The sequence below is a fragment of the Evansella sp. AB-rgal1 genome (genome assembly GCF_041820985.1).
Taxonomy (GTDB): domain Bacteria; phylum Bacillota; class Bacilli; order Bacillales; family Salisediminibacteriaceae; genus Evansella.
The window spans coordinates 129153-144359 of sequence record NZ_JBGUAU010000001.1 but is presented as its reverse complement, the minus strand read 5'-3'; the positions used below and the strand labels follow the sequence as shown (position 1 = coordinate 144359).

Genomic DNA, 15207 nt, shown 5'->3' with positions numbered 1-15207 from the left:
TTTGAAAGGAGATCGTTTAACATGGAAAAACGTAGAGTAGTAGTAACAGGTATAGGTGCGGTAACGCCTCTTGCTAATGATGCAAACAAAACATGGGAGCGTCTTATAAATGGTGAATCAGGAATAGATACATTATCTAAATATGAAGAAGCTCAGTTTCCAACTACTGTTGCAGCAGAAGCAAAGGAATTTGATCCAAGTAAATTTATGGACCCGAGAGATGCAAGAAAAATGGATCGGTTCACTCAATTTGCAGTTGCCAGTGCACTAATGGCAGTTAAAGATGCTAACTTAACTATTGACGATGAAAATTCCCATCGAGTAGGTGTATGGATTGGTTCTGGAATTGGAGGAATGGAAACATTCACGCAACAATTCCGTAATTTTGAAAAGCGCGGGCATAAACGAGTAAGCCCATTTTTCGTACCAATGATGATCCCAGATATGGCTACAGGACAAGTATCGATCACATTAGGGGCAAGAGGGGTAAACTCTTGTACTGTTACAGCTTGTGCATCAGGGGCAAATTCTATTGGTGATGCGTTTAAGGTTATCCAACGTGGTGACGCAGATGTCATGGTGACTGGCGGCGCCGAAGCTCCTATAACAGAGATGGCTTTAGCAGGATTCAGTTCAGCGAAAGCAATGTCTACAAATCACGATCCTAAAACAGCAAGCCGACCTTTTGATAAAAATCGAGACGGTTTTGTTATGGGAGAAGGGGCAGGTATCTTAATACTAGAATCACTGGAATCAGCTCAAGCACGCGGTGCTCATATATATGCAGAAATTTGTGGGTATGGAGCAACAGGTGATGCATACCATATTACAGCACCAGCACCTGAAGGAGAAGGTGCTACTAGAGCAATGAAAGAAGCACTTAAGGATGCAAATATGAACCCTGAGGACATTCAGTATATTAATGCACATGGTACAAGCACAGAATATAATGATAAATATGAAACAGCGGCTGCTAAAGCAGTTTTTGGAGAGCATGCATACAAATTAGCTATGAGCTCTACTAAATCAATGACAGGTCATTTACTAGGAGCAGCTGGTGCAGTAGAAGCAATTTTTTCTGTTAAGGCGATTCAAGAAGGGGTTATACCTCCGACTATGAATTATGAGACACCAGATCCTGAATGTGACTTGGATTACGTACCGAATAAAGCGCGTCATCAAGAAGTAAATGCTGTTATGAGTACATCTTTAGGTTTCGGTGGTCATAACGTGGCATTAGTTTTTAAGAAATATCAATAATAACTTAAATTGCCTATTGTTTACAAAATAGGAGTCCTTCAAAAAAAGAGGGTGTGTCTATGGTCACGATAATGATCTAGACACACCCTATATTTTTATTATTCAATAAGTTCTTCGTCCATTTTCAGAAATTCATGTAAAGTTTTTAGATTAGTATCCCAATGTAATTCTAGTACAGCACCTGCATGATCATACGTTTGATCATAATATTCACCTTGTAAAGGAATAGTTAGCATATCTATTTTATCTACCGGATTTAAGAATAAGTCTCTAGCGTAGGAAAGCATTTTTGATGTTTCCACATTTGTATGAAAATATGGTTCGATGGAACCTAGTAGTTGTGGAATTCGAGTTACTCCAGAGACACTTAATAACTCGTTTTTCAATATATTAAGCACTTCTTGCTGGCGAGCAACCCTCCCAAAATCATTCTGATAATCACTTCGAAAACGTACATACTTTAAAGCAGCATCTCCATCTAGTGTTTGAATTCCTGGTTGAAAATCAATAACGAGAGGACCATCTCGATAGTACATTCTTCGTGGTATATCTACTTCTATCCCATCAGGTGCCACTGTATCAACAATTCTCTCAAATCCATCGAAATTTACTTGAGCATAATAATGTAGGTTAATACCAAAATTTTCTTTAATTGTCTGTCTCAAAAGCTCTAATCCTCCATAAGCGAAGGCAGAGTTAAGTTTGTTGTCTCTGTAGCCAGGGATGGAAACATACATATCTCTCATTAATGATACGAGTTTTGCTTCCCCGTCTTTAGGTCGATATTGTGCGATCATAATGGTATCTGTTCTTGCTACTTGATCGTCATCATCTAATCCCACTAGTAAAACGTTAATAAAATCGGAAACTTCCTCGGAAGAAGATGGGGCATTAAATTCAATGCTTTCTCTATCAGAGACAGTTTTTCCACTCTCTTCAATCTGGCGTATTGATTCATTTCTTGCTTTTTGATAATCATTTTGGATCCAAGCGGCTGTTCCAACGCCGCCGAGAATAAATAATAGTAATATCAGGATTAGTACTTTCATTTTTAATGTTATAGTTGTTTTTTTCATAAGCCAGTCACCTCTAATACTAGTGATTATATCAGATATAGATTAATAATTTAACAGACAACTAATGCTTAGTAGTAAGTTTAGTCGATTTTTAATAAGTCTACCCTGAAAATACGGGTATCAGATTATCTAGTGATACTAATTTTGTTGGATGATATTCCATTCACTTCAGCCCACTCGCTGTCCTGTGGGGATCTGGCAAACCTCCTCGATCGCAAGCGCTCTGCGGGGTCTCGCCCCAGCTCTACTTCCCACTGGAGTCTCGGGGCTTACGTTCATTCCATATACAGTTGATGTTACTAATGCAACTAATAACGTATTTTCATACACCATGGGGGATATTTGATCTTCCCTATTAAAATAAGGTATGCGCACCTTTCTTATTAGCTTATATATTTAATTCGCTTCACTCTTCTTGCTTATGTATGTAGGGGATTTTATCCTATGAAGAAAGTCTTTATTAGAAAATCAGCCTTAAGACTTAGAAAGCAACAGTCTGCCGTCTGTTTATGTAAAGTGTGGAGAAATGTATGATTAAAGTACAATCATATGAAAAACTAATTGGCGAATAGAAAACGAAAGGCTAAAATGTAAGGGAGGGATTAATCCTTCTTTTACAAGAAAAGGAGTAGTTTATCAATGAAAAATTTTATCGGAATACTAATTTTAGCAACAGGAGTAATTTTTTTACTTTCAAATACTGGTGTTATCGATACTGATGCAGCGAGTATTTTCTCTACATTTTGGCCAATTCTAATTATTTTAATAGGAATAAAAGTATTCTTTGAGGGTCTTATTTACTTTTTTCATGGACTTCGTAGAAGTAAGTTTCATGTAGGAAAAGCATTTTGGGGTGCATTAATTCTTGCAATGGGTACAATTATTTTAGGTAATAATGCAGGATGGTTTATATTTAGTATTTCTGATCTTTGGAGTTGGACATGGCCACTTTTGGTCGTTTACATTGGGTTTAAAATTATCTTTGATCGGAACGTGGATATTGTCGTTGATTTTGACAGGGAAAAGAAGGAGGGGAGAAAAGAGGAAGGAAAAAAGTCTAAAAACAGTTATAAAAAAAATAAAGAGAATCGAGTAAAGCATAATACGTTTCTTGGTGAAATTTCATTAGGAAAACAACCGTTTGAATTAGATGGGGCAGATATATCACTTTCGATAGGAGACATAGATATAGATTTAACGAAGGCGATATTAAAAGAAGGTGAAAACTATCTAGACATTCGTGGTTGGATTGGCGATGTAGAAATATTAGTTCCACGGGATATGCCGATACAAGCTATTGTTAATGTAAAACTAGGTGAAGTAAAATTATTCGATGATCAATATTCAGGTACAGGCAAAAATGCGAGTTATACAAGTTCAAACTTTCATGATGCAGAGAAAAAGGTCATCCTTCATGTAAATCTAAACATTGGTGATGTGGAGGTATTGACCGTTGATTAAGAAGCTAATTGGTAAGAGATTGGAAGTTGAAAGAAAACGGAAGAAAGGGTTAAAGGGAATACTATGGGATTTATTAAGATTACAAGTAAAAGTTTCTATTTCAGCTTTACTTGTAACAATTCTCTTTCTTCTTATTTTTCAAACTCTTGTTCCTGACATATTTTTCTTTAATAGAGAAGTACCTTTAGGAACTATTTTTACTAATCCAACTCCATTCCTAAGTTTACTAACTATTTTTTTTATCGTTTTCTTGGGAACTGCTTGGATATTGACCTATGCTTATGGAACATCGCTTAAACGTAGTTTTACACATATAATTCACCAACTAAAGCAATTTCAAAGAGGCGCTAGTAGGAAACCAATAGAAATGAATCGAGACGATGAGTTAAGAAAATTAGCTGATGAATTTAATGATATAACGAAAGATGTGGAGCAACAAATTGTTTCTATGCGTAGAGTGTTAGATGAAAATGTTCAATTAATTTCTGAGGCGGAGCGTGCTGCGAGTTTAGAAGAGCGAAGAAAACTAGCAAGGGATTTGCACGATGCCGTGAGTCAGGAGTTATTTGCGGTGTCTATGTCACTTGGTGCTATGCCAAAATTATTAGATTCGAAGCCAGAGAAGGCAAAGCTTGTTTTCAAACAAACAGAAAAAATGGTTCATCATGCTCAACAAGAATTACGAGCGCTTATTATGCATCTACGTCCTGTTACATTAGAAGGAAAAGGATTGAAGCAAGCGATAAGTACAATATTTGACGAGTTAAAAAGGAAGCATCCTCATTTACATTTTCTTTGTGAGCTTTCAGACCTTCCCAACTTACCACCAGGAGTAGAAGAACAATTATTTCGTGTAATTCAAGAAGGGATTTCAAATGCGTTAAGGCATGGGAACCCTAACAAGGTTCAGATAGAATCTAGGTATTCAAAAGATCGTTTGCACCTTATTTTAGAGGATGATGGAGTTGGATTTGATATGGAGAAAATGGCTACTAAGCAAAATGTCAGCTACGGACTTCATTCAATGAAAGAAAGAATTGTTGAAATTGGAGGACATTTTTCCATCATCTCCTATCCAAATAAAGGAACAAAACTAGAATTTCGAATTCCAATTGTACGTGATAAAGACAGAGAAGGAGAGTGATCTATTATGAGTGAATCAATTAGATTACTAATAGTAGATGATCATGACATGGTCCGAATGGGCCTAGTAACGTTCTTGAGTATAGAGGATGATATTGAAATCGTTGGGGAAGCATCTAATGGTTTAGAAGCGGTTAAGAAGGCAAAAGAGCTTAAACCAGATGTCATTCTAATGGATTTACTTATGGACGGAATGAATGGAATTGAAGCAACAAAAAATATTGCTAGCGATGAAATAAAGATTATTGTTTTAACTAGTTATCTCGATGATGAAATGCTTTTTCCTGTAATGGAAGCAGGAGCATTTAGCTACTTATTAAAAACCTCTAGTGCAGATGAAATCGTAGACGCTATTAGGAAAGCGAAAAATGGAATGCCTACTTTCCAAGGACAAGTGACGCAAAAGATGTTTCAGCATATGCATACGAAACCAAAGCATCACGAGCTTACCAATCGGGAAAAAGAGGTGTTGGCTCTTATAGGAAATGGGAAATCAAACAAAGAAATTAGTGAAACACTATTTATTGGAATTAAAACAGTAAAAACACATGTTAGTCATATTTTAGCTAAATTAGAATTAGATGATCGTACACAAGCAGCTATTTACGCAAATAAAAACCATTTAACATAACATGTAAATGGTTTAAGAAATAGTACATATTTGGAGAGGGCATTTCCCACATTGGAGATGCTTTCTTAAGTATTCGATATTTTTAATTACGATATTCCCTTTATCTATTTCCACAATATTTTCTTTCTTTAAGTCATTAAACATTCGATTGATTGTCTCTCTACTAGTGCCGATAAAATAGGCTAGGTCTTGGTTCGTTAACTTTATTGAAATTCGAACCCCTTTAGGATGAGGTGTACCATATGAATTAGCGAAGCGAATGAGCATAGAATAGTAAGCTCCTGTTTTTCCATACAACAGTAAATCGGAGAACTTGGCTTGAGTTGATTGTGTATTTTTTGCAAAAAGTTTAATGAATGCGACCGCAATATCCCCATTTTGAGTGAACAATGCTTCTAGGTTTTTTCGATCAAAACGAATGAGAGTTGCTTCCGTAATTACTTCTGCAGTCATACTTAAACTCATCTCGTTAAACAAACTAAATTCCCCTACAATATCATCTTTTTGTTTTAGGTGAAGATAAAACTTTTTATTTTCGATTGTCATCTTACTTAAACGCACCTGACCTTGACGAAGGAGATAAATGTATTTCGCTTCTTCTCCCTCAAAAAAAAGAATGGATCCTTCTCTAACCGTAATTTTAGTTCCATGAAGTAATAGAATATGTTGGTCTTCTTTCGTTAACTGGTTAAGGAATGAGGAATTTTCATTTGAGGACTCTAGATTCTTCATATTTAGCCTCCTCACCTATTATTGGAGCAAACATATACTACGAGCATAGCATAGAAATAGAAACATAAATGTGATGAAAATCACTTTTAATAAAAAAGGAAAGGAGTCTGTCTTTATATGCCTATCATCCAAACGAGAGTATGGTTAAAGCATTTGTTTGAAGGCGTGTCTAATAGAGGGTTAAAAAAGATCCCTCCTTTTCAAAGGTTGATGAGTCATTATCCTAAGTGGGAAAAAGAGGAATGGTTGCCTTTTTTATATCAACAAGGAATGCTTCCAATAATCACATCTACAAAGGATGAATGGGATTCATGGCAAAAGAATTATCCGAGTAAAGGACTAGTATCATTTTACGAAAAAATAAAAACAGATTTTCAAGGTCCTGATGTGGATGTATTTATATTTCCCATTAACTCTCATAATGAGAATCTAGAAAAAGTGTTAAAGGGGAAAAACGGAATTTCTTTTCCTGATTTTATCTTATTATTTTTTCATGAAGATGTAAGTTTGTCCAACCGAAAGGCGCTACTTTTACATGAATATCATCATGCATGTAGACTATATTATCAAAAAAACGATGAAAAGAGTGTTACTTTACTAGAATCTATGTTGATGGAAGGGTTGGCGGAATGGGAAGTAAAAAGAAATCTAGGTGAAAGATATGTGACACCATGGATGACAATCTATAAAAAAGATTTTATTTTAACATGGTGGAAAAGAACATTGAAGGAAAGAATGGATGTAAGAGGTAGAAAAAATCATCTCCCATATCTGTTTGGTGGTATTCAGGGATTCCCGAAATGGCTTGGGTATGCAACTGGGTATGAAATTGTTTCTTCCTATATGGAAAAGTTTCCAAACAAAACAACGATTGAGTTATTAAAAATACCAGCAAAGGATATTTACCTTAATTCAAAGTTTTATGAACAAATAGATGGTAAGAAAAACTAGAACAAAGTAATAGAATTTGTTCTTTTTTCTTATCTACCTTTCATAGTATAAAAAAAAACGGGATTTTACTTCCAATTTGCTCTTTCATTTATGTTGTCGATGTTTCTTTTTCAATCGAGAGGAGGAAGGGGGAAAAATAGTCGTGACAAGGTTTATTTTATTGTTTATTGGTTTTGGACTTGCTGTTGTTGGTGGAGTGAGTATCGTCGCCTATTTAAACCTTCTTACTGTTGGTTTTACGATAAAAGAATATGGATTATTTTTGCTTGGTAGACTTGAGTTTTATATATTTTTGACAGGTCTGTTTTTAGTGTGGGGAATGATATATTTACCCTTTCATAAGAAATAATGGAAAAAGAATGCAAAAGACTGGAATAAACTAGTTTTCACCTGCCCATACTGTACATAAGAAAATCAATCGTGTAAGGGGGTTTTTATCAATGCTCCATATGCGGGATGTATGGGTAAATTGGTTTGAAGGTGAAGAAAACGGATACAACGTTTGTGAGTTTTATGAATGGAGAAAAGAAGATCGAATTGAACTATTAGATCAGGTAGCTGTTATTAAAATGAGAGAAAATTTGTTTGATTATATTGAAAATACGTTGCAAGAGTTACCTGAAGAGTTGTTAGCTGATGTTTATCGACAGAGTTTTGTCCGTCGTAAAAGTCAGCGCATTGAACTAGAATATTGTTTTTTAGCAACGGACGGAAGGAGATCCTTAGTAGTAGATACTATTGGATATCATACACCTGTTAGAAAAAGTAGGTTAGTACCACGTCAGGAAGAACAATTGCTAAACCTTGTTGAATCAGAGCATATAAGAGAATATTATATGGATTATTTAGATTGTGAAAAGCAGTACCATATATTATCTCCTGAGCCATCACTAATGAATGGATTGATTCGAAAAGAGCGTCAGTTAAAGCAGTTATTGTTTATGGCTATGGACCAACTACATCATGATGCTGATGTGGCAGAAATTCGCTATTGGTACACAGAATGGGCGCCAGATAAGTATGCGCAAATTCAAGCAATGGACAGTGAAGAAGCCTGGGTAAGTCTATTTAATGAAATTAAATTTGGATGGACTAAAAAACATGAAGATTATTGCTTTACGATGATAAAAGGACAACCTTTCTTTGAAAAGTTGTGGGAGTTACATCATGGTGAAGCAGAAAAGAAAAATGTAAGATAGGTAACAACTTACATAAATAAATTACAAAGTTAGCCTAACTTATGCATCTTCTATTACTACCTAGAGGGTGTATAAGTTTTTTCCTGTCTTGATATATATATCCAACAAGTTGGGAAACTATAGTTCCCCAACTTGTTAGTACATAGAGAAATTATCTCTTTCTTCCTAAGCCTAATGCTTTTTCAGCTTTGCGCAACATTTTTGTTGCAGCTTTATTTGCTTTTTCAGCACCAAGATCTAAAATTTCATCTAATTCTTCTGAAGAAATGAGTTGGTGATATCGTTCTTGAATTGGTTTAAGAGTAGAAACAACAGCCTCTGCCACACCAGCTTTAAAATCTCCATACCCTTTTCCTGCATATTTTTCCACAAGTTCTTCAATAGACTCTCCTGTACATAGTGAGTGAATCGTTAAAAGGTTGGATACCCCAGGTTTGTTTTCTTTATCATATCGAACTTCATTATCTGAATCAGTAACTGCACTCTTTATTTTTTTAACTAGTTGTTTTTCATCATCGAGCATGGAGATATAGCTTTTTGGATTAGGGTTCGATTTACTCATTTTTTTCGTAGGTTCCGTAAGAGACATAATACGAGCTCCTACTTTTGGAATACGAACTTCTGGGATGGTAAAAATATCATTGTATTTTTTATTAAAACGTTCGGCTAAATCCCTCGTTAATTCTAAATGCTGTTTTTGATCCTCACCAACAGGTACGATATCAGTTTTATATAATAAAATATCAGCTGCCATTAATGGAGGATAGGTCAAAAGGGCAGAGGAAACTGCATCTTTTCCTTCAGATTTATCTTTAAACTGTGTCATTCGCTCTAATTCTCCAATATAACTAACACATTGCATGATCCAACCTAACTGAGCGTGTGCTGGCACTTCTGATTGGATGAACAATGTCGATTTATTAGGATCGATTCCCACTGCCAAATAAAGAGCTGCTAAGCTTCGAATATTATCTCGTAGCTTTTGTTTTTCTTGCGGAACCGTAATTGCATGTTGATCAACAATACAGAAATAGCAATGATTATCTTCTTGAAGTTCAACAAAGTGTTTCATAGCTCCTAGATAATTACCTAATGTTAATGTACCGCTCGGTTGAATTCCTGAAAAAATTGTTTTCATTTTTTTTTTTCCTACCCTTCATAGAATATAAAAAAGCCCACTCGTACCCTTAAATAGGGACGAATGGACCGTGTTACCACCCTGGTTATTTCAATAAAATGAAATCACTCAATTCCCTCGCCATATAGTATTGAATGGGAAGGGGTTTCAATGTAACGTTTGAAATACGTCGAAGCCTACTAAGTAATACGGTTCAGCTTGATGGCTCAAAAGCCCATTCCTAATCCATGCAATATCTGCTCCCAGCGTACGCAGACTCTCTGAAAATGCTTGTGGAAAAGTACTCTTCTTTATCATCGCCATGAATGTATAAATTTGACTCTTATTATACGATGTTTATTCCGTGGATGCAAATGTATTTATTATATTTTTATGTCTAGCCTGAAAATCCGAATATCAGACTATCTAGTAATACTAACTTTGATGGTTTGTATTCCATTCGCTCAAGCGCCTGCTCGCGTTCCTGTGGGAAGTTGCCGATCCTTCCTCAAGCGCAAGCGCTCTGCGGGGTCTTGCCCCTGCTCTGCGTCCCACTAGTCTCGCTGGCTTAAGATCATTCCATATATAGTTGATGTTACTAAAATTTCTAATTACGTATTTTCATTCTACATGGTGCAATTTTCACTTTCATGGAGGATTGAAAATTAACTCTATTATTAAAATTAAAAATCAAAAGCAATGTTAAACAGCACAAAAAAAATAAGAGGGTCATAAGTAAACATTGTCGTCATGGATTGCCTAACTTGTACATACGATGTTGTAGAAGGGGGTGTTCATCATGGTAAGTAGACATAGATTACAAGCAGGCTTACTTTGTTTTATCTTATTTATCGCAGGAGCCTTTTATATAAAGTCAAATCATGAGTTTGCCATTTCACAACGAGCGATGACAGAGGTTTCTGAGGGAGTGGAGCAAGGTGAAAAGGCTATTTCATTTTCTCTACAATCAACGGAAGGAGAAGAAGTATCACTAGATGATTTTGATGGTGAAAAAGTATTCATGTTCTTTTTTACAACTTGGTGCCAGGTCTGCTCCGAACAATGGGAGCAACTAGAGATTGCACAAAAAGAAGGTTTTATTGATAATATTAATATAATTGCTGTAAACCTATCGAAAGAAGAGAGGAAGAAATCAGATGTAGGGGAATATGTAAAATACATTATGTTAGAAAATGCTAATGTTCTATTGGATGGTGCAGGACATGTTCAAGACTTATACCATGTTTTTGGTATTCCTACAGGTCTGTTGATAAATGAAGCAGGTGTTATTGAAAAAAGATTTCATAACCTAGTGTCAGTGGAAGATATTGTAAATGATAACTTCTTTAAGTAATAAGTAATTGTATCTTTTAACTAAACAAACTCTACATACAGTCGATTAGTAATATGAGAGACCTTCGCAATTGTATTGCGAAGGCCTTTGTATTATAGAGTAAAAATGAAATAGCTTGATAAAAAATATACTACTACTAGTAGTGCAGAAGGGATTGTATACCCCTGCTTAGAGCTAACTTTCATTTGCCAAACGATGATACCAACAAGAACGATAATATATAAAACAAGAACAGCTCCTGCTGTTACTGCTGATACTGGGTTTGTAGCAGAAAGAATACTTCCGTTTCTATATAGAATGTCTACTAACACGATAATCATCATATTAAAAATATTACTACCTAGAATATTTCCAACTGCAAGATTAAAATTTCGAAGCTGAATAGCAACAATGACGGTAACTAACTCAGGAAGAGAAGTTGCGCCAGCTATTAGGAAACTGCCGATAAAACTAGAGCTTATTCCTGTGGAAGCTGCTATAGCATCACCAGAAATGGTTAATAAGGAACCGGAGATAAAGATTATGAACGCAGCGATACCAAACCCAAATTTTGCTCTTCGCAATGAAATTGCTCCGGTATGATGCATTTCTTTTATGTCTTCTATCTCAGCAGTAGCTGCGGTTACTTCTTCCACACTTGTTGTTTGAGATGATATGAATTTCATCCCTGCAATATAAAAGATAACCAAAAGATAGGATTCGATTCCTATTCCTAATATTGTTATTCCAGAGGGAAGTAAAATAGTAACAAATACAAGACCAGATAACCCAATACCAAGAAGACCGGTATATAAGTGGTCTTTATTAATTTGTGTCATCATTTTCTTTTTGCGGTACAGGAGATCGACGACAGCTAAAATTAGTAGATTAAACAAATTACTTCCTAGAACGTTTCCTATGGCTATGTCAGGGTTATTTACAAAAATAGCGGTGGCACTAGTTGTTACTTCTGGTAATGATGTTGCACCAGCAAGTAGTAAAGTACCAACCATTAAACCTCCTAAAGAGGTTCGTTCACTTAATACGTCTGCATAGGTAGATAGTTTTATAGCAGAAAATACAGTAATTATTGCTGCGAAAATAAATAAAAAATACATCATAGTCATCTTCTCCTTTATTATAGACACAAAAATAGACCTTTTTATGAAATGCACCTCAAATTATCCTGAGAAAACATTTCATAAAAAGGTCTTGCGTACTTTGTTATTTGCACAAAGCTTAATGAACCGAGCGAATTGTTCCCCGCCGAAGTGACGATTCATTAACCGTTGGTCGCTACTCCCCTTTTTAGAAAAGGTTTATTCTGTTATTAATACTAATCTATCATCTAATTATATATTTGGCAATGTAAAAAAATTACAATTTATTGTAATGATCTACCCTGGAAATATCACTACTGCCCACTTCCTTTCCCGTTGGGAGCACCGAGCCTCCTATAAGTACCACCTACGTAAGTAATGTTTTTTCGAGGGATAAGAATTTATAAAATTCTTATGAACTTAGAAAGGTGTCTAGTTCCAGGCGCCAGGACCTCGTGTCAAATAACCTGGCCGATTAAAAAGTAAAAAGCGCTTTTTACCGTCCAGAACATTTGCATTTCGGTCCTGAGTGGGCGCCTTGCGCTTTTGCTATTTGCCATTATGTATATTTTCACTTGAAGAAGGTCTGTGTGTGAACTTCAGCGTAATAATATGTAGTGAGTACGAAGAATTTTGTCTATAAATATAAATAAAAAACTCATAGGGGGTATAAAAGATTACCCATCTATGAGGCTGGTTGACCATTGCTCTGCATCATATTTAATTTATCTATCTTTCTATCTAACTCTTTTAATTGCTTAATGGCATTTTCGTCTGAGATTACTTTATAATGATGAGATCCGCCTGGTTCTTCATCAGCTTTATCAGCTAGTGCAACGACTTCTTGTAAGGGTTCTAACTTTAAATTTCCATCAGGTAAATAGGAGTCTGTATGCAGCAAAATAGCTAATGCAATTTTTTTTGCGTTTACTCTATCCTCGCCTAATCGAACTAATAGTTTATGTGCTCTTTCGGCTCCTTTTATGGCATGAATATCATTCTCTTGATATTGACTGTAATCCCAACTACCATTTTTGTACCACCTGAAATGTCCAATGTCATGTAAAAATGCAGCTTTTGCAGCTAAATCTGGGTTTACATTCCGATTTACAGCATATTCATAGGCAATTTTAGCAGTGGAAATAGCATGAGCAAGACCAGATCGTTTCACGTACTTTTGCGCAATAGGGTGATGAAAAATATCCAACAGAGTGACGCGTTCCATTTATATCTCCTCCCCTAAAATCTTAAAAATGTATATTGTTCAATATTATACTATTGATTTATTGTATAGTCAATATTTTTTGTGTGGAAAACTTATAGGATAAATGATAAGTTCCTGATTACTTTCGTGTTTTTCATAAAAGGTATTTCAAGTACAGACTTATAATAATTTCTTGTTTCTTATGGTTCCACATCATTTATTATGACGTTTTATCATATCATTTAAAAAAGATAAATTCAGGGAAAGCATTATAATGGAACATACTTTATTTAAAGGAGGAAGATAAATATAATATGCAATTTAATTAAAATTCATATTGGTGTTTGGTAAGTAACATTGTATAATTAGAACCAAGAACATCAAATTGGAAAGTGATTGGCTATATTTTATTTAAATGGACAAGATTATCAGTCCGTATCTCTATTACCAGCATAATTGTTAAGTAAAGAATGCAACTTAAGAAAAGACAGTAAGAGAAAAGGTTGTGAATAAAATTGGGGAAAATTAGAACGATTACAATTGCCATCTTTACAGTCTTCTTGTTAGGTGTTTCGCAGAGTTACGCTAATGCAGAAGATGGGGAGGAAGTATTACAAGCCAGTGTACACTTAGAAAAAATGGATCGTGTTATTGAAAAAACTTGGCCAGAAACAATAGCTCGATTTGTATTTGATTCAGGATATACTTTTCACTATCCAGATGCAGTTAGGGGTATATATGTAACAGGTCACACGGTAAATCATTCTCGATTTGGTGAATTATTAGAGTTGTTAGAAACAACTGCATTAAATTCCATGGTAATTGATATAAAGGATGACCATGGTCATCTCACATTCCGTCCAGATGAGGATTCGCCTTTTTATGATATATCTCAGAACTGGATACGTGACCCAGAAGAAATGATGCGTACTTTAGAAGAAAAAGAAATTTATCCAATTGCTCGAATTGTTGTATTTAAAGATTCCGTTTTAGCAAAAGAACGTCCAGATTTATCCTTCAAAGAAAATGGTCAAGTTTGGGTGAATCGTCGAGGAGAAGCGTTTGTTAATCCATTCTTAGAAGAAGTGTGGGAATATAACATCGCTATTGCTGAAAAAGCAGCTCAAATGGGATTCAGAGAGATTCAATTCGACTATGTTCGTTTTCCAGAGGGCTTTGAACGTAGAGATGAAATTTTGGACTACCAAGTTGGAAACTATACAGATGGAGACGATAATGTTAAAAAGCGTGTAGATGCAGTAACTGACTTCGTTGCACATGCCAGAGAAAAATTAGAGCCATATAACGTGGATGTTTCTGTAGACATATTTGGATATGCAGCAACAATTTCTGAAGCACCAGGCATTGGACAGAACTTTTCTCGTATTTCAGAAAACGTAGATGTAATTTCTTCGATGATTTACCCAAGTCATTGGACACCTTATTTTGGAATCGATAAGCCTGACCTATACCCATATGAGTTAGTCACTGAATATGCAAAAGTAGAAAATGAAGTTTTAGGTGCATTAGAAACTCCTCCAACATCACGACCGTGGATTCAAGATTTTACAGCTTCCTACTTAGGTACAGGGAATTATATACCTTACGGTGTTAATGAAGTAGAAGCACAAATTCGCGCTTTATATGAAAATGATATTCATGAATTTCTTCTTTGGAATGCAGGAAATCGATATACTCGTGGTGTAGATTATCTAAACCCTTAAAGTATTGAAAACGATCAGATTAGTTCTGGTCGTTTTTAGGTATTGCAAAGAACCCTGTTATGAGAAGGGTATTTTTTTCGGCTGAAAAATAAAGGATTAATTAGGTTAGTGAAGAAATTGTAAGGTAGGAAGTTAAATCCGTCACTCTTAACGACTCATCAAATGAAAATTAAGGATAAACAGGCAGGAAGCTTATTTATCAATTTTAGTTAATAGCATATAATATATGTAAGAACCAAATAAATAATGCTTAAAGGTGAACATTTAATGGAGGTT

Annotated in this window: 14 protein-coding genes and 1 other annotated feature; of the genes, 9 read left to right on the top strand and 5 right to left on the bottom strand. The window is 35.3% G+C overall.

Translation table 11 applies throughout. The features are described from left to right. Nucleotides 1–21: 21 nt before the first annotated feature. Nucleotides 22–1260, top strand: coding sequence for a beta-ketoacyl-ACP synthase II (fabF, locus tag ACERII_RS00765; RefSeq protein WP_373639489.1), 1239 nt, complete (start codon nt 22–24; stop codon nt 1258–1260). 98 nt (nt 1261–1358) lie between these two features. On the opposite strand, the gene ACERII_RS00760 is transcribed toward fabF, so the two are convergent. Beyond that, nucleotides 1359–2336 (bottom strand): LCP family protein, encoded by a 978-nt coding sequence (locus ACERII_RS00760; RefSeq protein WP_373639488.1) that lies wholly within the window; start codon nt 2334–2336, stop codon nt 1359–1361. 639 nt (nt 2337–2975) lie between these two features. Here ACERII_RS00760 and liaF point away from each other — a divergent pair. Genes liaF through ACERII_RS00745 form a run of 3 tightly spaced genes read left to right on the top strand, consistent with a single transcriptional unit; the run spans nt 2976 to nt 5571 of the window. Next, complete coding sequence (gene liaF, locus ACERII_RS00755; RefSeq protein WP_373639486.1) at nt 2976–3797, top strand: cell wall-active antibiotics response protein LiaF; 822 nt, start codon at nt 2976–2978, stop codon at nt 3795–3797. Then, nucleotides 3790–4941, top strand: a complete 1152-nt coding sequence (locus ACERII_RS00750; RefSeq protein ID WP_373639485.1) for a sensor histidine kinase — start codon at nt 3790–3792, stop codon at nt 4939–4941. Before liaF ends, ACERII_RS00750 begins: the two co-directional genes overlap by 8 nt. A 6-nt stretch (nt 4942–4947) precedes the next feature. Further along, on the top strand, nt 4948–5571 hold the full coding sequence (locus ACERII_RS00745; protein ID WP_373639483.1) for a response regulator transcription factor: 624 nt from the start codon (nt 4948–4950) through the stop codon (nt 5569–5571). A gap of 12 nt (nt 5572–5583) precedes the next feature. Here the strand turns inward: ACERII_RS00745 and ACERII_RS00740 are convergent, their stop codons facing one another. Next, a complete protein-coding gene (locus ACERII_RS00740) occupies nt 5584–6303 on the bottom strand; it encodes a Crp/Fnr family transcriptional regulator (protein WP_373639482.1) in 720 nt (239 codons plus the stop codon). A gap of 117 nt (nt 6304–6420) precedes the next feature. On the opposite strand from ACERII_RS00740, the gene ACERII_RS00735 reads away from it, so the two are divergent. From ACERII_RS00735 to ACERII_RS00725, 3 genes are all read left to right on the top strand, one after another. Beyond that, nucleotides 6421–7254, top strand: a complete 834-nt coding sequence (locus ACERII_RS00735; protein WP_373639481.1) for a DUF2268 domain-containing putative Zn-dependent protease — start codon at nt 6421–6423, stop codon at nt 7252–7254. A gap of 142 nt (nt 7255–7396) precedes the next feature. Next, nucleotides 7397–7603, top strand: coding sequence for a YuzI family membrane protein (locus ACERII_RS00730; protein WP_373639479.1), 207 nt, complete (start codon nt 7397–7399; stop codon nt 7601–7603). A 91-nt stretch (nt 7604–7694) separates the two neighbouring features. Continuing rightward, the gene (locus ACERII_RS00725) at nt 7695–8453 is read left to right on the top strand and encodes a DUF3603 family protein (RefSeq protein ID WP_373639477.1); all 759 of its coding nucleotides are present in this window, start codon (nt 7695–7697) and stop codon (nt 8451–8453) included. 151 nt (nt 8454–8604) lie between these two features. On the opposite strand, the gene trpS is transcribed toward ACERII_RS00725, so the two are convergent. After that, a complete protein-coding gene (gene trpS, locus ACERII_RS00720) occupies nt 8605–9591 on the bottom strand; it encodes a tryptophan--tRNA ligase (RefSeq protein ID WP_373639476.1) in 987 nt (328 codons plus the stop codon). Nucleotides 9592–9643: 52 nt separating this feature from the next. After that, nucleotides 9644–9897: a binding site (T-box leader), on the bottom strand. 472 nt (nt 9898–10369) lie between these two features. Here trpS and ACERII_RS00715 point away from each other — a divergent pair. Next, the gene (locus ACERII_RS00715; protein WP_373639475.1) at nt 10370–10924 is read left to right on the top strand and encodes a peroxiredoxin family protein; all 555 of its coding nucleotides are present in this window, start codon (nt 10370–10372) and stop codon (nt 10922–10924) included. Nucleotides 10925–11016: 92 nt separating this feature from the next. Here ACERII_RS00715 and ACERII_RS00710 read toward each other — a convergent pair whose 3' ends face one another. After that, nucleotides 11017–12024 carry a sodium:calcium antiporter gene (locus ACERII_RS00710; RefSeq protein WP_373639474.1) on the bottom strand — a complete coding sequence of 336 codons (1008 nt, stop codon included), beginning with the start codon at nt 12022–12024 and terminating at the stop codon, nt 11017–11019. Between the two features lie 664 nt (nt 12025–12688). Then, the gene (locus tag ACERII_RS00705) at nt 12689–13228 is read right to left on the bottom strand and encodes an HD domain-containing protein (protein ID WP_373639473.1); all 540 of its coding nucleotides are present in this window, start codon (nt 13226–13228) and stop codon (nt 12689–12691) included. Between the two features lie 494 nt (nt 13229–13722). Between ACERII_RS00705 and ACERII_RS00700 the strand changes: the two genes are divergently transcribed. Next, the gene (locus ACERII_RS00700) at nt 13723–14931 is read left to right on the top strand and encodes a putative glycoside hydrolase (RefSeq protein ID WP_373639472.1); all 1209 of its coding nucleotides are present in this window, start codon (nt 13723–13725) and stop codon (nt 14929–14931) included. Nucleotides 14932–15207: the final 276 nt, after the last annotated feature.

Bases quoted from the DNA above. Each gene is read 5' to 3' on its own strand.
- ACERII_RS00725 (WP_373639477.1), top strand. From the start codon at position 7,695: ATGCTCCATATGCGGGATGTATGGGTAAATTGGTTTGAAGGTGAAGAA.
- liaF (WP_373639486.1), top strand. From the start codon at position 2,976: ATGAAAAATTTTATCGGAATACTAATTTTAGCAACAGGAGTAATTTTT.
- ACERII_RS00715 (WP_373639475.1), top strand. From the start codon at position 10,370: ATGGTAAGTAGACATAGATTACAAGCAGGCTTACTTTGTTTTATCTTA.
- ACERII_RS00710 (WP_373639474.1), bottom strand. From the start codon at position 12,024: ATGATGTATTTTTTATTTATTTTCGCAGCAATAATTACTGTATTTTCT.
- ACERII_RS00705 (WP_373639473.1), bottom strand. From the start codon at position 13,228: ATGGAACGCGTCACTCTGTTGGATATTTTTCATCACCCTATTGCGCAA.
- ACERII_RS00740 (WP_373639482.1), bottom strand. From the start codon at position 6,303: ATGAAGAATCTAGAGTCCTCAAATGAAAATTCCTCATTCCTTAACCAG.
- ACERII_RS00745 (WP_373639483.1), top strand. From the start codon at position 4,948: ATGAGTGAATCAATTAGATTACTAATAGTAGATGATCATGACATGGTC.
- ACERII_RS00760 (WP_373639488.1), bottom strand. From the start codon at position 2,336: ATGAAAAAAACAACTATAACATTAAAAATGAAAGTACTAATCCTGATA.
- fabF (WP_373639489.1), top strand. From the start codon at position 22: ATGGAAAAACGTAGAGTAGTAGTAACAGGTATAGGTGCGGTAACGCCT.
- ACERII_RS00735 (WP_373639481.1), top strand. From the start codon at position 6,421: ATGCCTATCATCCAAACGAGAGTATGGTTAAAGCATTTGTTTGAAGGC.
- trpS (WP_373639476.1), bottom strand. From the start codon at position 9,591: ATGAAAACAATTTTTTCAGGAATTCAACCGAGCGGTACATTAACATTA.